A 17,101-nucleotide genomic window follows, 5' to 3' on the forward strand; every position below is an offset into this window, starting at 1 on the left:
TGACTTGGCTTACTTGGCGTCTTTGCTGACGGTATTGAGCAGGAATTTCCCGATCAGGTCTTCCAGCACCAGCGACGACTGCGTGTCATGAATGGTCCCGCCATCCTTGAGCAGCTTGTCATCGCCACCGACGCTCAGACCGATGTATTTTTCGCCCAGCAGGCCAGCGGTCAGAATCGACGCGGTGGAGTCGGAAGGCAGGTTGTCGACCTTCTTCTGGATTTCCAGGGTGACACGGCCGGTGAAGGTGTCGCGGTCCAGATCGATCGCAGTCACCTTGCCGACGGTGACACCCGCCATGCTGACCTTGGCTCTGACAGTCAAACCGGCAATATTGTCGAAGTAGGCATAAAGTTTATAGGTGTCGGTGCTCGCGCTTGTGCTCAGACCACTGACTCGCAGGGCCAGCAGGAGCAGAGCCAGTATCCCGGCAAGCAGGAAAAGGCCGACTCCGGTTTCGATGGCACGGTTTTGCATCAGAAATCTCCAAACATCAAGGCGGTCAAAATAAAGTCCAGTCCCAGCACGGCCAACGAGGCGTAGACGACGGTTTTGGTCGTCGCGCGACTGATCCCCTCGGAAGTAGGATCGCAATCGTAACCCTGAAAAACGGCAATCCATGTCACCACGAAGGCAAATACGACGCTTTTGATCACCCCATTGAGCACATCGTTCGTGAAAGAAACGCTGTTTTGCATGTTCGACCAAAAAGAACCGTCATAGACGCCCAGCCAATCGATTGCTACCCAGGACGCGCCCCAGATACCCACCACGCTGAAAATCATCGCCAGAATCGGCAGCGAGATAAAACCTGCCCACAGGCGCGGCGCAACGATGTACTTGAGTGGATCGACACCGATCATCTCAAGGCTCGACAACTGCTCGGTGGACTTCATGTTGCCGATCTCGGCGGACAGCGCAGAACCTGCGCGGCCGGCGAACAGCAAGGCGGTGACCACCGGCCCCAGTTCACGCAGCAGGGTCAGGGCGACCATCTGGCCGACCGCCTGCTCGGAGCCGTATTTGGCCAGAATGCTGAAGCCTTGCAGCGCCAGCACCATGCCGATGAACATGCCGGACACCACAATGATGACCAGCGACATCACACCGACTGAATAAAGCTGCTTGACCAGCAACTGAAAGCTGCTGCCCGCACCGCCGCGCCCCAGCAGGGCGTGCACCAGAAACAGACCGGAGCGGCCCAGTACAGCGACGATATCAATGGCCGAACGCCCCAGCAGGCGAACCCGGTCCATCAGTGACTTGTTGCGCATCAGCGCTTCCCCAAAAGATCTTCGCGAAAATCCGGCGCCGGATAATGGAACGGCACAGGGCCATCAGGTTCGCCGGTCATGAATTGACGAATACGTGGGTTGTCCGAGGACATCAGTTCCTCAGGCGTGCCCTGCCCCAGCACCTGCCCGTCGCCCACGACATAGAGATAGTCGGCAATGCTCGCTGTCTCGCTGAGATCATGGGACACGACGATACTGGTGATACCCAGCGCATCGTTGAGCAGGCGGATCAGGCGTACCAGCACGCCCATGGCGATCGGGTCCTGCCCCACAAAGGGCTCGTCATACATGAGGATCTGTGGGTCGAGAGCAATTGCACGGGCTAGTGCGACGCGGCGCTTCATGCCACCCGACAGTTCGTCCGGCATCAGCTCGACCGCACCGCGCAGGCCTACCGCCTGAAGCTTGAGCAGCACGATGTCACGGATCATTTCTTCCGGCAGCTCGGTGTGCACGCGCAACGGAAAGGCGACGTTTTCGAAAACGTCCAGATCGGTGAACAGCGCCCCGCTCTGGAACAACACGCCCATCTGCTTGCGCGCGTCGAACAGATCACTGCGCGACAGCTCCGGCAGATTCTGGCCGTTGACCAGCACCTGCCCTTCGCTCGGGCGCAACTGAGCGCCCATCAGGCGCAGCAAGGTAGTCTTGCCACAGCCCGACGGCCCCATGATCCCGGTGACCTTGCCCCGCGGAATACGAATATCGACGTTATTAAAAATGCTGCGCGTACCGCGTTTGAAAGACACACCTTTCAACTCGACCGCATAGGCGTCATCAGGACTCATCTAAACTCCTTGCGATACAGCCTCCGCCCTTGGCCGCCGGTTGGTGGCGGCAGACTGGCTGTCCAGGCGGACCGAACAGGCCGCGAACTATATCACCGCAACCCCCCGTCCCCAAGAAGAGAACCGAGCGGTTCAGGTATTCGCTGAATTATTCTGTACCACAATGTTATGGCCACAGGCTTCGATACAGACTCGCAAGAACGTAGGAAATTCGTTTAAAAACCACACAATGACGATCAGACGTGAGGGAATCGTTCATTACCGCTATAATCGCCGCCTTTCAGCAGGCTGACCCTTTCCAGACATGAACCAATCCAGTGACCTGATCCAATCGGCGCAACGCACCATTCGTCTCGAGATCGAAGCCATACAAGGCTTGCTCGAACGTCTTGACGGGGATTTCGTGCGCGCGTGCGAAATGATCCTCGCCAGCAAAGGTCGGGTTGTGGTGGTCGGCATGGGCAAGTCCGGGCACGTGGGCAAAAAAATCGCCGCAACACTGGCGAGCACCGGCACCACGTCTTTTTTTGTCCACCCGGCCGAAGCCAGCCACGGTGACATGGGCATGATTACCCGTGACGACATCATCCTGGCCCTGTCCAACTCCGGCAGCACCCACGAAATTGTCACGCTGCTGCCGCTGATCAAGCGTCTGGGCATCAAGATGATCAGCCTGACCGGCGACCCCGAGTCAATTTTGGCCAGGGCCGCGGACATCAACCTCAATGCCCATGTCGTGCACGAAGCCTGCCCGCTCAATCTGGCACCGACGTCGTCAACCACCGCTGCATTGGTCATGGGCGATGCCCTGGCCGTGGCGCTGCTCGATGCACGGGGCTTCACTGCCGAAGATTTTGCATTTTCCCATCCGGGCGGTGCGCTAGGCCGGCGCCTGCTGCTCAAGGTCGAGAACGTCATGCACTCCGGTGACGCCCTGCCCAGCGTTCAGCGCGGCACCCTGCTACGGGACGCGCTGCTGGAAATGACCCGTAAGGGCCTGGGCATGACTGCAATTCTTGAAGCCGACGGCACGCTCGCCGGCATATTCACCGACGGCGACTTGCGCAGAACACTGGATCGCCCGGTCGATATCCGCCAGACCACCATTGATGAAGTCATGACCCTCCACGGCAAGACGGCGCACGCAGACATGCTTGCCGCCCAGGCGCTGAAAATCATGGAGGACAACAAGATCAGCGCTCTGGTCGTCGTGGACCAGAACGACAAGCCGGTGGGCGCATTCAACCTGCAAGACCTTTTGCGCGCAGGTGTCATGTGATGGAAACCGAAACAATGACTCAGGACCTCATGCAGCGCGGCAAAGCTATCAAGCTGGCCGTTTTCGACGTCGACGGCGTACTGACTGACGGCCGTCTTTATTTCATGGAAGATGGCAGCGAGATCAAGACATTCAATACGCTCGACGGCCAAGGCATAAAAATGCTGATAGCCTCGGGCGTGACTACTGCCATTATCAGTGGCCGCAAGACGTCAATCGTCGAGCGCCGGGCAAAGAGCCTGGGCATCGCGCACCTGTTTCAGGGTCGCGAAGATAAACTGGTCGTACTGGATCAATTGCTGGCAGAGTTGAAACTCGATTACGAACAAGTCGCCTATCTGGGCGACGATCTGCCAGACTTGCCCGTCATTCGGCGTGTCGGCCTGGGCATGGCGGTTGCCAATGCAGCAAGCTTTGTACGCGAGCATGCACACGGAATAACCAGAGCGCGAGGCGGCGAAGGCGCTGCACGCGAGTTCTGCGAACTGATTCTGAGTGCGCAAGGCAACCTTGAAGCGGCTCACTCCGCCTATTTATAGAAGCCATTATGTTCACTAAAAAAATTCGGAAGTTCCTGCTTTTCGGGGTACTGGCGGTGCTGCTGGCGGCCGTCGGCTATTGGAACATCAGCCCGGAAAGTTTTATGGATAGACCCATTTCATCCGTTGACGACACGGTCATCGACTACTATGCGATCAACACGCGCAGCGTGCAGTATCTGCCGGACGGCACACTTCAGTACGACATGACTGCCGATAAGGTAGAGCATGTGATGGCCACAGACGTGAGCCTGCTGACCACCCCCAACCTGCACATGTACCGTGGCGGCGAGTTCCCCTGGCACGTGACAAGCAAAAGAGGCGAAGTTTCGTCTGCGGGTGACCAGGTTGAGCTGATCGACGATGTTCGCGTCGAACGCACCGATGAGAAACAACGCACAACTATCATTACCAGCAGCCGCATGACTGTATTCCCGCAGAAGGAATATGCGCAGACCGACCAAGACGTTAGAATCGACGGCGCGGGCGGTGTCACTACGGCCAAGGGAATGAAAGCGTATTTGAAAGACAGCAGGATGGACCTGCTGTCCAACGTAAGAGGACAGTATGAGGCTCGTTAAAACTCTTCCTTTATTGCTCGGCCTGAGCGCGGCACTGGGAAGCGCGAGCGCCTGGTCCCTGCCAAATGACCGTGATCAGCCGATCCACATCCAGTCTGACGATGCTCAGCTCGATGACAAGAAAGGCGTGGCGACCTACAAAGGTAACGTCATCATCACCCAGGGCTCGATGAAAATCACCGGCAACACCGTGACGATCACTCGTAATGCCCAGGGCGAAGTCGATGTGTTTACCTCGGTCGGCAACCTGGCCTACTACGAGCAGAAGCCTGCCGTGGACAAACCGATCGTGCAGGCATACGCCATCACCATTCAGTATTACGCCGGGCAGGACCGTATTGTCCTGATCGACAAGGCCAAGGTCGTCAATGACGGCAACACGTCAGAAGGCGAGAAAATCGTCTATGACACCGTCAGGCAGGTCGTCAGCGCCGGCCGGGCCAATGGCGGCGCCAAGGTGACCACACCACGTCCGCGTATCGACATGGTCATCCAGCCGAAAAAGAAAACCGATCAACCGCAGAAGGCCCCGTAAATGGCAACGCTCAAAGCCCAGCATCTGGCTAAAAGCTACAAGAGCCGACAGGTCGTACGCGATGTGAGTATCTCCATCGACAGCGGCCAGATCGTCGGCTTGCTGGGCCCCAACGGCGCCGGCAAGACCACGTGCTTCTACATGATCGTGGGTCTGGTCCAGGCTGATCAGGGTCGCGTGCTGATTGACGATCTGGACATCAGCCACCAGCCCATGCACGGCCGCGCACGCGCCGGTATTGGCTATCTGCCGCAGGAAGCCTCGATCTTCCGCAAGCTGTCGGTGTCCGACAACATCATGGCGATTCTCGAAACCCGCAAGGAACTCGACGCCGGGGCTCGCCGCAAGGAGCTGGAAAGTCTCCTGCAGGAGTTTCACATCACCCACATTCGCGACAACCTGGGCATGAGCCTGTCGGGTGGTGAGCGTCGCCGTGTGGAGATTGCCCGTGCGCTGGCCACGTCGCCCAAGTTCATCCTGCTGGACGAACCGTTCGCAGGCGTCGACCCGATTTCGGTGGGTGATATCAAGCAGATCATTCACCATCTCAAGGCCAAGGGTATCGGCGTACTGATCACAGACCACAACGTCCGTGAAACGCTGGACATCTGCGAAACCGCCTACATCGTCAACGATGGGCAACTGATCGCAGAAGGCGACTCCGAGACCATTCTGGCGAATCAACTGGTGAAAGAGGTCTACCTCGGTCACGAATTCCGCCTTTAATCGGCTGCCCTTTGCGCTTCGCGGCCGATTGATGCCCATGCAGTGTGTTGACAATATTTTATTTGTCATACCACTCTAGGCAAAGGCACAGGTTTCAGGCATATAATTTGCTTAAGTTGGCGCCCCGGCGCCTGTAGTAGATGGCGCGTGCGCGCCGGCGAATAAGGTGTTTAGCCCCTGCCATGAAACCATCGCTAGTCTTGAGAATGGGCCAGCAGCTGACGATGACACCGCAGCTGCAACAGGCAATCCGCTTACTTCAGCTTTCCACTCTGGACCTCCAGCAGGAGATTCAGGAGGCGCTGGAGTCAAACCCTATGCTGGAACGGCAGGAAGAAGGCGACGACTTCGACAACTCCGACCCGCTTGCCGACAACATCGAACAAAAGCCCAACCCCGACGTTCAGGAACCGACCTACCAGGAATCCGCGCCTACCGTGGACAACCTCGAGGACGGCGAATGGAGCGAGCGCATTCCCAATGAACTGCCGGTCGATACTGCCTGGGAAGATGTCTACCAGACCAGCGCCAGCAGCCTGCCCAGCAACGATGATGACGAGTGGGACTTCACCACCCGTACTTCGGCCGGCGAAAGCCTGCAAAGCCACCTGCTGTGGCAACTGAACGTCGCACCGATGTCCGACAAGGATCGCCTGGTCGCCGTCACGCTGATCGACTGCATCAACAATCAGGGCTATCTGGACGAGACGCTTGAAGAGATTCTCGAGTCTTTCGACCCGGAACTGGACATAGAACTCGACGAAATCGAAGCCGTACTGCACCGCATCCAGCAGTTTGAACCTGCGGGCATCGGCGCGCGCAATCTCAGTGAATGCCTGCTGCTGCAATTGCGCCAGTTGCCGGCGAAGACGCCTTGGCTGACAGAAGCGCAGCGACTGGTCACCGACTATATCGACCTGCTGGGCAGCCGTGACTATGGCCAGTTGATGCGCCGCATGAAGCTCAAGGAAGACGAGCTGCGTCAGGTCATCGAGCTGGTCCAGAGCCTCAACCCGCGCCCGGGTTCGCAAATCGAATCCACAGAAGCCGAATATGTCATCCCTGATGTGATCGTGCGCAAGGACAACGAGCGCTGGCTGGTCGAGCTCAATCAGGAGTCGGTACCGCGTCTGCGCGTCAACCCGCAATACGCAGGCTTCGTGCGTCGCGCCGATACCAGCGCCGACAACACCTTCATGCGCAACCAGTTGCAGGAAGCCCGCTGGTTCATCAAGAGCCTGCAGAGCCGCAACGAAACGCTGATGAAGGTCGCCACGCAGATCGTAGAGCATCAGCGCGGTTTCCTCGAGTACGGCGACGAGGCCATGAAGCCGCTCGTCCTGCACGATATCGCCGAAGCGGTAGGCATGCACGAGTCGACGATCTCGCGGGTGACCACGCAGAAATTCATGCACACCCCACGCGGTATTTACGAGCTGAAATACTTCTTCTCGAGCCACGTGAGCACCTCCGAGGGCGGCGAATGCTCGTCCACGGCAATTCGCGCAATCATCAAAAAACTGGTGGCTGCGGAAAATCAGAAAAAGCCGTTGAGTGATAGCAAGATCGCTGGTTTACTGGAGGCACAAGGCATTCAAGTAGCCCGTCGCACAGTCGCCAAGTACCGCGAGTCACTCGGGATAGCGCCTTCCAGTGAGCGTAAGCGATTGATGTGATGCAGGCCGAGCCAAAGCGTCCCAGCGGCAGGCACCACGCCTGCCTCTTATGCACTGGCAAAGGAGAAAACTGTATGCAAGTCAACATCAGTGGACACCAACTGGAAGTGACCAAACCCCTTCGCGAATACGTTGAGCTCAAGCTCAAGAAGCTCGAGGGGCACTTTGACAAGATTACAAACGTGCAGGTCACGATGGCGGTCGAAAAGCTCAAGCAGAAGATCGAAGCCACGCTGCATATCCACGGTGGGGAGGTAGTTGCCAATGCTGAACATGACGACATGTATGCTGCCATCGACCTGCTCACTGACAAGCTCGACAGACAATTGCTCAAGCATAAGGAAAAGCAGCAAAGCATCCTCAAAGGTGCGGCCGCTCGCTAACGCCCATTTAAATGATCCTAATTGAAAATATCCTGACCCCCGGCCGTTCGCTCGTGAACGTGCCGGGAGGCAGCAAAAAGCGTGTACTCGAAGAAATCGCCAACCTGATCGGTCGTGAAGTACAGGGCATGGATTCGGACACGGTGTTTACAAGCCTCGTTGCCCGCGAAAAGCTGGGATCGACCGGTTTCGGCAACGGTATTGCCATCCCTCATTGCCGCCTCCCCGGCTGTGACGAACCCGTCAGTGCGGTCATTCACCTCGCCAACCCTATCGACTTCGATGCTATCGATGGCGCACCAGTGGACCTGCTTTTCGTGTTGCTGGTCCCGCAAGCCGCCACCGATGCACACCTGGAGCTGCTGCGCCAGATCGCCAGCATGCTTGACCGCGCCGATGTGCGTGAACGCCTACGCAGTGCCAAAAGCGGTGAAGCGCTTTATCAAGTGGTGCTGGACGTGCAGAACGGCCACTGACCATGCGCATGATCATCGTCAGCGGCCGCTCCGGCTCAGGCAAGAGTACGGCGCTCGATGTGCTGGAAGACAACGGTTTCTATTGCGTCGACAACCTGCCAGCCGGCCTGCTGCCGGAACTGGCCGAGCGCGCGCTGATCAACACCGAACTGGCTGAACCGCTGCTGGCAGTTTCCATCGATGCACGCAATCTGCCCAGCCACCTCACACGCTTCCCGCAGATGCTGGATGAAGTGCGCTCACGCAATATCCAATGCGACGTGCTTTACCTGGACGCCGACGAAGCCACCCTGCTCAAGCGTTTCTCGGAAACCCGACGTCGCCACCCGCTGAGCACAGCGGACCGCTCGCTGGCTGAGGCGATACGGGACGAGACCACCCTGCTCGGCCCGATCATCGACCTGGCCGATCTGAAAATCAACACCACTCACCTGAACCTGTACCAGCTGCGTGACGCTCTGAAACTGCGCCTGCTGAACAAGCCCGAGCCGGGTACGGCTTTCCTGATCGAGTCGTTCGGCTTCAAGCGTGGCATGCCTGTCGATGCAGACCTGGTATTTGACGTGCGTTGCCTGCCCAACCCTTATTGGAAGCCTGAGCTGCGCGACCATTCGGGCCTGGAACAACCGGTTATCGACTACCTGTCCGCGCAGGCCGATGTAGAAGAGATGTTCCAGGATATCTTCTCCTACCTCAATAAATGGCTGCCGCGCTTTGCAGCCAGCAACCGCTCTTACGTTACCATTGCCATCGGTTGCACCGGCGGGCATCACCGCTCCGTCTACCTGACCGAACGGCTTGGCCAGGTCTTGCAACAATCACTCAAGAACGTTCAGGTCCGCCACCGCGACCTTAGCTGAAAGGATTTACACTGCGATGCCCGTTCGTCAAATCACCATCATCAACAAACTGGGCCTGCACGCCCGCGCCGCCGCCAAATTCGTAGGCGTCGCCGGCAAGTTCCCTTGCAAAATCAGGGTCGGCCGCACGCCAGACAGCATGGTCGACGGCAAAAGCATCATGGCTGTGATGATGCTGGCCGCAGGCAAAGGTACCGACATCCACCTGCACACCGAAGGCGAATTCGAACAGGAAGCGCTGGACGGGCTGGTTGAGCTGATTGATAACAAGTTTGATGAGGGCGAGTAAGCCCACCCCACCCGTCACCAGTGCATTCGCAGCCAGCTCAAACCATGAGCGACCAGTAACGCCATACCCGCCATCAGCAGCACGGTGCCGACTGCCTGACGCAACAACCGCACTCGGCCGATGGCGAATATTCCTGAGCGCATAAACTGCCTTGGGTCAGGTTACAGAAGTCAGGCCAGAGCAGCCTGGTAACGTCGGGAAACTTCATCCCAATTGATCACGTTGTAAAACGCATTGATGTATTCGGGACGACGGTTCTGATAGCGCAGATAGTAGGCGTGCTCCCATACATCGAGCCCCAGAATGGGGGTATTGCCATTCATCAGCGGGCTGTCCTGGTTGCCGCTGCTCTCGACCACCAGTTTCTTTTCAGGTGTGACGCTCAGCCACGCCCAGCCGCTGCCGAAACGGGTCAGCGCTGCTTTGGTGAACGCCTCTTTGAAGCTGTCATAGCCACCCAGTTGCTCGTCAATGGCCGCGGCGATCGGGCCCTTTGGCAAGCCTCCACCGCCCGGCACCATGATTTCCCAGAACAACGAATGATTGGCATGGCCGCCACCCTGGTTGATGACTGCCGGACGCAGGTTTTCCGGGAGCTGTTTGACGCTGGCGACCAGCTTCTCCACCGACCAGTCAGAAAACTCCGTGCCTTCCACCGCCGCATTGAGGTTGTTGATGTAGGTCTGGTGGTGTTTGGTGTAATGGATTTCCATTGTTTGCGCATCGATATGCGGTTCAAGGGCATCGTAGGCGTAAGGCAGTGCTGGCAAGGTATAAGACATTCAATGTGCTCCGTAGAAAAGTCCGGAAGTGGCTGCGCCATGGCGCTGCAGAGATGAGCGTGTGTGTTCGCTGCTGCTGTTTAACAACCGATGGGTGCGTGGATATTCGCCGTGCTCGCTGATAAAACTCAACAGCTCGGCGTACGTCTTGCTGCTGTGGCGCAGGGCTGCCTGCCGCAGGGCGGGGGGCAGACGCTGGCTCTGCATGGTTTGCAACAGGTGCTGGTGGATGGCGCACAGGTACTCGGCGCTCTCCTCCGGCTGACCCAGGCTGAGGTGCAGATCCGCCAGGTTGTGGTGAGAAATCACACAGGCTGCGACGGCTTCGTCGGCATCCGCCCAGCGCTCGAACAACACTTGCGCCAGCGCCAACGCCTGAAGGTACAGCTCACGGGCTTCTACCCACTCGCCGAGATTGAAACAGCGATTGGCCTGCTCGATGGTGCGTTTCCAATGCTGCATGACATACCTCCAGAGACGTTGGCTGGCTGGAATCAGATGCCGCCAGCGGTGAGTTTTTCGGGATTGAGCAACACTTCCAGCTCGCTGCGCTGCAAATCGGTGTGCTCCAGAGCGACGTCAATCACCGGGCGACCCTGCTTGTAAGCGGCCTTGGCGATTTCGGCGGCCTTCTGATAACCGATGATCGGGTTGAGCGCGGTGACCAGAATCGGGTTACGTGACAGCGCTTCCTGGAGCCTGGATTCATTGACCTTGAAGCTGGCAACTGCCTTGTCCGCCAGAAGCCGGCTGGCGTTGGCCAACAGCTCGATGCTGCTGAGCAGGTTCTGGGCGATGATCGGCAGCATCACGTTCAGCTCAAAGTTGCCGGACTGCCCCGCCACGGTGATGGTCGCGTCGTTGCCGATGACCTGCGCGGCCACCATCGCAGTCGCCTCGGGGATCACCGGGTTGACCTTGCCGGGCATGATCGACGAGCCCGGTTGCAGGGCCTCAAGCTCGATCTCACCCAGCCCTGCCAGCGGCCCGGAGTTCATCCAGCGCAGGTCGTTGGCAATTTTCATCAGCGACACCGCCGTGGCCTTTAGCTGACCAGACACTGCTACCGCTGTGTCTTGCGAGCCGATCAGCGCAAAAAGGTCCTTGCCCGGTGCGAACTGCACGCCGGTCAATGTGCTCAATTGGCGACTGAAGCGTGCTGCAAACTCGGGATGCGCATTGATTCCGGTGCCAACCGCCGTGCCGCCCTGAGCCAGTGCTTGCAGGCTGGGCTGCAAACCCTGCAGATGTTCGATGTTGGCGCGAATCTGCTGCGCCCAGCCATTGAGCACCTGGCTCATGCGCACGGGCATGGCGTCCATCAGGTGTGTGCGGCCGGTCTTGACGAAGGCGTGGACTTGCACGGCCTTGTGCTCGGTGACCTGCACCAGATGCGCAAGCGCTGGCAGCAGTTGTTCATGGAGTGCCAGCGCGGCGCTGACGTGAATCGTGGTCGGGATGATGTCGTTGCTGCTTTGCCCGCAGTTGACGTGATCGTTGGGGTTGACCTCTTCGCCCAGTAACCGCGTTGCCAGCGTTGCGAGCACTTCGTTGGCGTTCATGTTGGTGCTGGTGCCGGAACCGGTCTGGAAGATATCGACCGGGAAATGAGTCATGTAGTCGCTGGCCAACAGCTCTTTCACGGCACCGACAATCGCCTGGCTCTGCCCTTCGCTGATCTGCTCCAGCTCAAGGTTCGCCTGTGCAGCGGCCGCTTTGGCCAGCAGTAGCGCGCGAATGAACAGCCTGGGCATACGCTGATGGCTGATCGGAAAATTTTCCACCGCACGCTGAGTCTGCGCGCCGTAAAGGGCCTCGGCCGGGACCTGTAATTGGCCCATGCTGTCGCGTTCGATACGGGTATTACTCATCGCAATGTCCTTGCACCAGTTCAGAAAGGGGAATCGAGGGCTGTAGCACGCAGGTCGCGAGCTGCTGAGCACAGGCTTGCCAGCGCTGACGTCGGTCTGGCGTGACGGCGATGGCCTGTAAATCACGCAGCGGCCGCCACACCTGATCCAGGCACAGGCAGCGCCAATGCCACGGCAGCGCCGTATCACGCGCGGTGTCCATCAACAGGCGAAAGGTGGTTTCGACAAGCATGAGCGGAGGCGTGGCGGTGAAACGCGCCAGATAACGCCCCTCGGCGAGGTAGTGCTCGATCAGTCGAGGCTCGTCAGGCTCAAGGGCACAACGAATCCGCAGACTGAGCGCGCGCCAGTTTTCCAGGTATGACAGCTCGTGCAAAACACGCCCCATGACCACAGCTCATTTTGGTAATGATATTCATTATCAAATGAGATATTGACTCATTACAAGCCTGATCTTGAGCAAGTGCGTTATACACAGGTGCTGAGATGCCCGTTTTGCTGTCGGTTCCCGGCAGTTCGCGGACAAGTCCGCTCCTACAAAACCTGGATATCGTGGACAAGCGAAGGGCTGCTTCGGCCTGGAGGACGTGGGACCGGGCGACGCTTCGCTTGTCCGCGAAGGGCTGCGAAGCGGCCCTGGAACGGGCCGCACTAGTTGTGCCTGATGCTGCCGGTTTGAGGCGTGGCCCGGCTCAGCTACCCGCGACGGTCATGCGCTCGATCAGGACCGAGCCGGTGCGGATGTTGCTGCGCAGTTCGAGATCGCTGCCAACGGCGACAATCTGCTTGAACATGTCACGCATATTGCCGGCAATAGTCACTTCCTGGACCGGGAACTGAATCTCGCCATTCTCGACCCAGAAACCTGCCGCGCCTCGGGAGTAGTCGCCGGTCACCATGTTCAAGCCGCTGCCCATCAACTCGGTGACCAGCAGGCCACGGCCCATGCGCCGGATCAGCGCTGCCTGGTCTTCCGACCCGTGAGTGACGAACAGGTTATGAACGCCGCCCGCATTGGCAGTGCTCGGCATGCCCAGCTTGCGACCGGAATAGGTGCTCAATATGTAGGACACCAGGTCGCCGTTTTCCACAAATGGCTTGGCGTAGGTCGCCAGGCCATCGCTGTCGAACGCCGAGCTGCCCATGGCGTGCTTCAAGTGCGGGCGTTCGTCGATGGTCATCCACTCGGGGAACAGCCGCTGGCCGAGCGTGCCTTCAAGGAATGAAGACTTGCGATACAGGCTGCCACCGGAAATAGCGCCGAGAAAACTGCCGAACAGCCCACCTGCCAGTTCCGCAGCAAACAGCACCGGCACTTCACAGGTTGGCACAGGGCGCGCACCCAGACGGCTCGCCGCACGCAGCGCGGCCTTGCGGCCGATGCTTTGGGCATCAACCAGCAGCTCACCCTTGCGATTGACGTCGTACCAGTAATCACGCTGCATCTGCCCTTCGCCCTCAGCGATCATCACGCAACTGAGGCTGTGCCGTGTCGATGCATAGCCACCGATGAAACCGTTGCTGTTGCCATACACACGGCACCCCTGATGCGTGTTGAGCGTGGTGCCATCGGCGTTCTTGATCCGGCTGTCGGCATCGAAAGCTGCGGCTTCGCAGATCAGCGCTTTCTCGATGGCTTGTTCAGGGGTGATGTCCCAGGTGTGATAAAGATCGAAGTCCATGACCTCTTTGGCCATCAGCGCAGCATCCGCCAGCCCGGAGCTTTCGTCCTCGGAGGTGTGCTCGGCAATCGCCAGTGCGGCGGCGACCGTTTCGCGAATGGCATCGGCGCCGGTGGCCGAGGTGCTGGCCGAGCCTTTGCGCTGCCCGACGTACAGGGTGATACCAAAACCCTGGTCACGATTGAATTCGACGGTCTCGACTTCTCGCTGACGAACCGATGTCGACAGCCCCTGATCCACCGACACTGCAACTTCGCAGGCACTGGCGCCCTGACGCCTGGCTTCGGCGATAATCTGTTCGACCTGTTCCTGCAGCTCGGGCAAGGCTTGTGGGCCGACGCTTTGGGTTGCACTCATGACTTTCTCCATCAAATTCTTCTTTCAGCACAGGCCGAATACCGACCGGGCCGGACAAGCGGCCCTCGACTGGTTATCATGGCGGCGTTTCTTTGCGGACTGCCCCCATGGTTGATTCTTACGACGACTCCCTCGACGGGGAGAAAAGCAAAACCCAGGTCAAACGAGAGCTGCATGCTCTGGTCGACCTCGGCGAGCGACTGACAACACTCAAAGCCGATGTGCTGGCCAAGCTGCCGCTGACCGATGCTTTGCGCAAAGCCCTGGCCGAAGCGCCCAAGCACACCGCCAACATCGCCCGAAAACGGCATATTCTGTTCATTGGCAAGCTGATGCGCGATCAGGACCAGGAAGCCATTCTGGTGTTGCTGGACCAACTCGATGCCTCCACTCGCCAGTACAATGAACGTTTTCACAATCTGGAGCGCTGGCGTGATCGCCTGATCGCGGGTGATGACGCCGACCTCGAGAAATTCGTTATCGAATACCCCGACGCCGACCGTCAGCAGCTGCGTTCGCTGATTCGTCAGGCGCAACACGAAGTTGCACGCAACAAACCGCCGGCCACCAGCCGCAAAATCTTCAAATACATCCGTGAGCTGGACGAACTTCAACGCGGTCTGCGTTGATTTCAACCTCGGGGCCGGCAGCAGCAAGCCGCCAGCCCCGACTCACATTCAGTTGCCCGTACCGCCCACCGTGATCGCGTCGATTTTAAGCGTAGGCTGACCCACGCCGACCGGCAGTGACTGGCCGTCTTTTCCGCACGTACCCACGCCGCTGTCCAGCGACAGGTCGTTGCCCACCATCGAAACCCTGCTCATGGCTTCCGGCCCGTTGCCGATCAAGGTCGCGCCTTTGACCGGTGCGGTAATCTTGCCGTCTTCGATCAGGTACGCCTCACAGGTCGAAAACACAAACTTGCCGCTGGTGATGTCCACCTGACCGCCCCCCAGATTGGCGCAGTAGATACCGCGCTTCACCGAGGCGATGATCTCCTGCGGATCACTTTGCCCAGCCAGCATGTAAGTGTTGGTCATGCGTGGCATCGGCAGATGAGCGTAAGACTCGCGACGACCGTTACCGGTCCGCGCAACACCCATCAGCCGAGCGTTGAGTTTGTCCTGCATGTAGCCCTTGAGCACGCCGTTTTCGATCAGCGTGGTGCATTCGGTCGGCGTACCTTCGTCATCGACGCTCAACGAGCCGCGACGCCCGGCGAGGGTGCCGTCGTCAACAATGGTGCAAAGTTTCGACGCAACCATCTCGCCCATGCGCCCGCTGTAGGCCGAACTGCCCTTGCGGTTGAAGTCACCTTCCAGGCCGTGACCGACTGCTTCGTGCAACAGGACGCCAGACCAGCCTGAACCCAGTACCACCGGCAATGTGCCGGCCGGTGCAGGAATTGCTTCCAGATTGACCAGTGCCTGACGCAACGCTTCGCGGGCGTAGCCCATGGCGCGATCATCCGTCAGGAAATAACGGTAGTCGGTACGTCCGCCACCGCCATGCCCGCCGCGCTCGCGACGGCCGTTCTGCTCGACAATGACGCTGACGTTGAAGCGCACCAGCGGGCGCACGTCGGCAGCCAGGCTGCCATCAGCGGCAGCCACCAGAATGCGTTCCCAGACCCCTGCCATGCTGACCGAGACCTGCTGAATGCGCGAGTCCAGTGCGCGCGTCGCGACGTCGATGCGCTTGAGCAGTTCAACCTTCTCGGCGCGGCTCAGCACTTCCAGCGGGTTATCCGGGGCATACAACTGGGCCACGTCCTGCGATGTGAAGGCCTGCACCCGGCCATTCTGCCCGGCGCGGGAGATGGAGCGGGCCGCGCGGGCAGCGGTGCGCAGTGCATCTTCAGTGATGGCGTTGCTGTACGCAAAACCGGTCTTCTCGCCCGACTGGGCACGCACGCCCACACCTTGATCCAGATTGAAACTGCCTTCCTTGACGATTCCGTCTTCGAGCGACCAGGACTCGGAGATCATCCCCTGAAAATACAGATCAGCCGCGTCGATACCAGGTCCGGCAAGCTCGCCGAGCACCGATTGCAGGCTGTCGAGGGTCAGGCCGCCAGGTGCCAGAAGGTGTTCGCTGACTGAGGACAGATCACTCATATTCACTCCGAAGCAGGCCGCATGGCGTCCTGCGAAAAAAAGCGCCGGTGACTGGACACCGGCATCCGCGCCCGTATGGACGCTTGTTCTTCACTGTCGCGTGTGGCCAGCAGCACGGCTTCACCCTGCGCTTGCTGATCCAGTACGCGGCCCCATGGATCAACGATGGCCGCGTGTCCGTAAGTCTCGCGAGGCCCCGGATGGACCCCGCCTTGTGCCGCCGCCAGCACGTAGCACTGGGTTTCGACGGCGCGCGCCCTGATCAGAATGTCCCAGTGCGCAGCGCCGGTGACCGCTGTGAATGCCGACGGGGCCGTGATCAGTTCAGCGCCGGCTTCACGCAGCGCGGTGTAAAGCTCCGGGAAGCGCAGGTCATAACACACGCTCAACCCCAGACGACCGACCGGCGTATCGACCACCACAACCTTGCTGCCATGAGCATAGTCATCCGATTCACGGTAGCGGCCTCGGCTGTCGGCAACATCCACGTCAAACAAATGCAGCTTGTCATAGCGCGCTATCTGCTCGCCATGCTCGTCAACCAGCAGCGAACAGGCGGTGACCTTGCCCGCTGGCTGCGCGGTCGGCGGCAGTGGCAATGTTCCGGCAACAATCCATAACTTGAGGTCGCGAGCGGCCAGTTTCAACCATGGCAGGATGGGGCCGTGCCCATCAGCCTCGGCACGACCGATATCAGCGACATCACGGCGCCCCATTGCGACGAAGTTTTCCGGCAGCACGGCGAGCCTGGCACCGCCTTCTGCCGCCTGTTCGAGCAATCGGCGGGCGCTGGCCAGATTAGCCTGGACATCGCTCTGGCTGACCATCTGAATCACAGCGAAGGTCATGGCAACCTGCTCCTTGA

At 59.1% G+C, this 17,101-nt stretch carries 22 protein-coding genes; 11 read left to right on the plus strand and 11 right to left on the minus strand.

What is annotated here, in order from left to right:
• Nucleotides 1-9 precede the first annotated feature (9 nt).
• Genes mlaD through PSPTO_RS23040 form a run of 3 tightly spaced genes read right to left on the minus strand, consistent with a single transcriptional unit; the run spans nucleotide 10 to nucleotide 2,083 of the window.
• Nucleotides 10-477 (minus strand): outer membrane lipid asymmetry maintenance protein MlaD, encoded by a 468-nt coding sequence (gene mlaD / locus PSPTO_RS23030; protein WP_003377572.1) that lies wholly within the window; start codon nucleotides 475-477, stop codon nucleotides 10-12.
• The gene (gene mlaE, locus PSPTO_RS23035; RefSeq protein ID WP_011105008.1) at nucleotides 477-1,274 is read right to left on the minus strand and encodes a lipid asymmetry maintenance ABC transporter permease subunit MlaE; all 798 of its coding nucleotides are present in this window, start codon (nucleotides 1,272-1,274) and stop codon (nucleotides 477-479) included. The genes mlaD and mlaE overlap by 1 nt, the downstream gene beginning before the upstream one ends.
• Nucleotides 1,274-2,083: an ATP-binding cassette domain-containing protein gene (locus PSPTO_RS23040; RefSeq protein ID WP_005620333.1), complete on the minus strand. Its 810-nt coding sequence runs from the start codon at nucleotides 2,081-2,083 to the stop codon at nucleotides 1,274-1,276. The genes mlaE and PSPTO_RS23040 overlap by 1 nt, the downstream gene beginning before the upstream one ends.
• 304 nt (nucleotides 2,084-2,387) lie before the next feature.
• Here PSPTO_RS23040 and PSPTO_RS23045 point away from each other — a divergent pair, with 304 nt between their 5' ends.
• From PSPTO_RS23045 to PSPTO_RS23090, 10 genes are all read left to right on the plus strand, one after another.
• Nucleotides 2,388-3,362 (plus strand): KpsF/GutQ family sugar-phosphate isomerase, encoded by a 975-nt coding sequence (locus tag PSPTO_RS23045; protein ID WP_005766516.1) that lies wholly within the window; start codon nucleotides 2,388-2,390, stop codon nucleotides 3,360-3,362.
• Nucleotides 3,362-3,901: a KdsC family phosphatase gene (locus tag PSPTO_RS23050; protein WP_005766514.1), complete on the plus strand. Its 540-nt coding sequence runs from the start codon at nucleotides 3,362-3,364 to the stop codon at nucleotides 3,899-3,901. Before PSPTO_RS23045 ends, PSPTO_RS23050 begins: the two co-directional genes overlap by 1 nt.
• Before the next feature lie 8 nt (nucleotides 3,902-3,909).
• Entirely contained in the window at nucleotides 3,910-4,482 is a 573-nt protein-coding gene (gene lptC, locus PSPTO_RS23055) for an LPS export ABC transporter periplasmic protein LptC (RefSeq protein ID WP_005766512.1), read from the plus strand.
• Nucleotides 4,469-5,017, plus strand: a complete 549-nt coding sequence (gene lptA / locus PSPTO_RS23060) for a lipopolysaccharide transport periplasmic protein LptA (RefSeq protein WP_007243690.1) — start codon at nucleotides 4,469-4,471, stop codon at nucleotides 5,015-5,017. Before lptC ends, lptA begins: the two co-directional genes overlap by 14 nt.
• Complete coding sequence (gene lptB, locus PSPTO_RS23065; protein ID WP_005620338.1) at nucleotides 5,018-5,743, plus strand: LPS export ABC transporter ATP-binding protein; 726 nt, start codon at nucleotides 5,018-5,020, stop codon at nucleotides 5,741-5,743.
• Between the two features lie 182 nt (nucleotides 5,744-5,925).
• On the plus strand, nucleotides 5,926-7,419 hold the full coding sequence (locus PSPTO_RS23070) for an RNA polymerase factor sigma-54 (protein ID WP_003377556.1): 1,494 nt from the start codon (nucleotides 5,926-5,928) through the stop codon (nucleotides 7,417-7,419).
• 74 nt (nucleotides 7,420-7,493) lie between these two features.
• Nucleotides 7,494-7,802 (plus strand): ribosome hibernation-promoting factor, HPF/YfiA family, encoded by a 309-nt coding sequence (raiA, locus tag PSPTO_RS23075; protein ID WP_003377554.1) that lies wholly within the window; start codon nucleotides 7,494-7,496, stop codon nucleotides 7,800-7,802.
• A gap of 11 nt (nucleotides 7,803-7,813) precedes the next feature.
• Nucleotides 7,814-8,278 carry a PTS IIA-like nitrogen regulatory protein PtsN gene (gene ptsN, locus PSPTO_RS23080; protein ID WP_005766506.1) on the plus strand — a complete coding sequence of 155 codons (465 nt, stop codon included), beginning with the start codon at nucleotides 7,814-7,816 and terminating at the stop codon, nucleotides 8,276-8,278.
• Nucleotides 8,279-8,280: 2 nt separating this feature from the next.
• Nucleotides 8,281-9,138: an RNase adapter RapZ gene (gene rapZ / locus PSPTO_RS23085; protein ID WP_003377550.1), complete on the plus strand. Its 858-nt coding sequence runs from the start codon at nucleotides 8,281-8,283 to the stop codon at nucleotides 9,136-9,138.
• Nucleotides 9,139-9,154: 16 nt separating this feature from the next.
• Nucleotides 9,155-9,427, plus strand: coding sequence for an HPr family phosphocarrier protein (locus PSPTO_RS23090; protein ID WP_003377548.1), 273 nt, complete (start codon nucleotides 9,155-9,157; stop codon nucleotides 9,425-9,427).
• Between the two features lie 14 nt (nucleotides 9,428-9,441).
• Here PSPTO_RS23090 and PSPTO_RS30515 read toward each other — a convergent pair whose 3' ends face one another.
• The 6 genes from PSPTO_RS30515 to pmbA all read right to left on the minus strand — a co-directional run bounded on the left by PSPTO_RS30515 (nucleotide 9,442) and on the right by pmbA (nucleotide 14,119).
• On the minus strand, nucleotides 9,442-9,570 hold the full coding sequence (locus PSPTO_RS30515) for a hypothetical protein (protein ID WP_011105009.1): 129 nt from the start codon (nucleotides 9,568-9,570) through the stop codon (nucleotides 9,442-9,444).
• Nucleotides 9,571-9,597: 27 nt separating this feature from the next.
• Nucleotides 9,598-10,209, minus strand: coding sequence for a superoxide dismutase (locus PSPTO_RS23095; protein WP_011105010.1), 612 nt, complete (start codon nucleotides 10,207-10,209; stop codon nucleotides 9,598-9,600).
• Nucleotides 10,210-10,671, minus strand: coding sequence for a tetratricopeptide repeat protein (locus PSPTO_RS23100; protein ID WP_005766501.1), 462 nt, complete (start codon nucleotides 10,669-10,671; stop codon nucleotides 10,210-10,212).
• 32 nt (nucleotides 10,672-10,703) lie between these two features.
• On the minus strand, nucleotides 10,704-12,080 hold the full coding sequence (locus tag PSPTO_RS23105) for a class II fumarate hydratase (RefSeq protein ID WP_011105011.1): 1,377 nt from the start codon (nucleotides 12,078-12,080) through the stop codon (nucleotides 10,704-10,706).
• Complete coding sequence (locus PSPTO_RS23110) at nucleotides 12,073-12,468, minus strand: hypothetical protein (protein ID WP_011105012.1); 396 nt, start codon at nucleotides 12,466-12,468, stop codon at nucleotides 12,073-12,075. Before PSPTO_RS23110 ends, PSPTO_RS23105 begins: the two co-directional genes overlap by 8 nt.
• A 304-nt stretch (nucleotides 12,469-12,772) precedes the next feature.
• Nucleotides 12,773-14,119, minus strand: coding sequence for a metalloprotease PmbA (gene pmbA, locus PSPTO_RS23115; protein WP_007243694.1), 1,347 nt, complete (start codon nucleotides 14,117-14,119; stop codon nucleotides 12,773-12,775).
• Between the two features lie 107 nt (nucleotides 14,120-14,226).
• Here pmbA and yjgA point away from each other — a divergent pair, with 107 nt between their 5' ends.
• The gene (gene yjgA / locus PSPTO_RS23120; RefSeq protein ID WP_003377535.1) at nucleotides 14,227-14,748 is read left to right on the plus strand and encodes a ribosome biogenesis factor YjgA; all 522 of its coding nucleotides are present in this window, start codon (nucleotides 14,227-14,229) and stop codon (nucleotides 14,746-14,748) included.
• Nucleotides 14,749-14,796: 48 nt separating this feature from the next.
• Here yjgA and tldD read toward each other — a convergent pair whose 3' ends face one another.
• On the minus strand, nucleotides 14,797-16,236 hold the full coding sequence (gene tldD / locus PSPTO_RS23125) for a metalloprotease TldD (RefSeq protein ID WP_011105013.1): 1,440 nt from the start codon (nucleotides 16,234-16,236) through the stop codon (nucleotides 14,797-14,799).
• A gap of 2 nt (nucleotides 16,237-16,238) precedes the next feature.
• On the minus strand, nucleotides 16,239-17,084 hold the full coding sequence (locus PSPTO_RS23130; RefSeq protein WP_005766488.1) for a carbon-nitrogen hydrolase family protein: 846 nt from the start codon (nucleotides 17,082-17,084) through the stop codon (nucleotides 16,239-16,241).
• Nucleotides 17,085-17,101 lie beyond the last annotated feature (17 nt).

Origin of the sequence: Pseudomonas syringae pv. tomato str. DC3000, from assembly GCF_000007805.1 — a bacterium.
Lineage (GTDB): Bacteria > Pseudomonadota > Gammaproteobacteria > Pseudomonadales > Pseudomonadaceae > Aquipseudomonas > Aquipseudomonas avellanae.

Excerpts from the sequence above, each read along its gene's own strand:
- mlaE (WP_011105008.1), bottom strand. The coding sequence starts at position 1,274 with ATGCGCAACAAGTCACTGATGGACCGGGTTCGCCTGCTGGGGCGTTCG.
- lptC (WP_005766512.1), top strand. The coding sequence starts at position 3,910 with ATGTTCACTAAAAAAATTCGGAAGTTCCTGCTTTTCGGGGTACTGGCG.
- ptsN (WP_005766506.1), top strand. The coding sequence starts at position 7,814 with ATGATCCTAATTGAAAATATCCTGACCCCCGGCCGTTCGCTCGTGAAC.
- lptA (WP_007243690.1), top strand. The coding sequence starts at position 4,469 with ATGAGGCTCGTTAAAACTCTTCCTTTATTGCTCGGCCTGAGCGCGGCA.
- PSPTO_RS23110 (WP_011105012.1), bottom strand. The coding sequence starts at position 12,468 with ATGGGGCGTGTTTTGCACGAGCTGTCATACCTGGAAAACTGGCGCGCG.
- PSPTO_RS23090 (WP_003377548.1), top strand. The coding sequence starts at position 9,155 with ATGCCCGTTCGTCAAATCACCATCATCAACAAACTGGGCCTGCACGCC.
- PSPTO_RS30515 (WP_011105009.1), bottom strand. The coding sequence starts at position 9,570 with ATGCGCTCAGGAATATTCGCCATCGGCCGAGTGCGGTTGTTGCGTCAG.
- PSPTO_RS23105 (WP_011105011.1), bottom strand. The coding sequence starts at position 12,080 with ATGAGTAATACCCGTATCGAACGCGACAGCATGGGCCAATTACAGGTC.
- PSPTO_RS23050 (WP_005766514.1), top strand. The coding sequence starts at position 3,362 with ATGGAAACCGAAACAATGACTCAGGACCTCATGCAGCGCGGCAAAGCT.
- PSPTO_RS23130 (WP_005766488.1), bottom strand. The coding sequence starts at position 17,084 with ATGACCTTCGCTGTGATTCAGATGGTCAGCCAGAGCGATGTCCAGGCT.
- PSPTO_RS23040 (WP_005620333.1), bottom strand. The coding sequence starts at position 2,083 with ATGAGTCCTGATGACGCCTATGCGGTCGAGTTGAAAGGTGTGTCTTTC.
- PSPTO_RS23045 (WP_005766516.1), top strand. The coding sequence starts at position 2,388 with ATGAACCAATCCAGTGACCTGATCCAATCGGCGCAACGCACCATTCGT.
- PSPTO_RS23095 (WP_011105010.1), bottom strand. The coding sequence starts at position 10,209 with ATGTCTTATACCTTGCCAGCACTGCCTTACGCCTACGATGCCCTTGAA.
- PSPTO_RS23070 (WP_003377556.1), top strand. The coding sequence starts at position 5,926 with ATGAAACCATCGCTAGTCTTGAGAATGGGCCAGCAGCTGACGATGACA.
- PSPTO_RS23100 (WP_005766501.1), bottom strand. The coding sequence starts at position 10,671 with ATGCAGCATTGGAAACGCACCATCGAGCAGGCCAATCGCTGTTTCAAT.
- yjgA (WP_003377535.1), top strand. The coding sequence starts at position 14,227 with ATGGTTGATTCTTACGACGACTCCCTCGACGGGGAGAAAAGCAAAACC.
- raiA (WP_003377554.1), top strand. The coding sequence starts at position 7,494 with ATGCAAGTCAACATCAGTGGACACCAACTGGAAGTGACCAAACCCCTT.
- rapZ (WP_003377550.1), top strand. The coding sequence starts at position 8,281 with ATGCGCATGATCATCGTCAGCGGCCGCTCCGGCTCAGGCAAGAGTACG.
- mlaD (WP_003377572.1), bottom strand. The coding sequence starts at position 477 with ATGCAAAACCGTGCCATCGAAACCGGAGTCGGCCTTTTCCTGCTTGCC.
- pmbA (WP_007243694.1), bottom strand. The coding sequence starts at position 14,119 with ATGAGTGCAACCCAAAGCGTCGGCCCACAAGCCTTGCCCGAGCTGCAG.
- lptB (WP_005620338.1), top strand. The coding sequence starts at position 5,018 with ATGGCAACGCTCAAAGCCCAGCATCTGGCTAAAAGCTACAAGAGCCGA.
- tldD (WP_011105013.1), bottom strand. The coding sequence starts at position 16,236 with ATGAGTGATCTGTCCTCAGTCAGCGAACACCTTCTGGCACCTGGCGGC.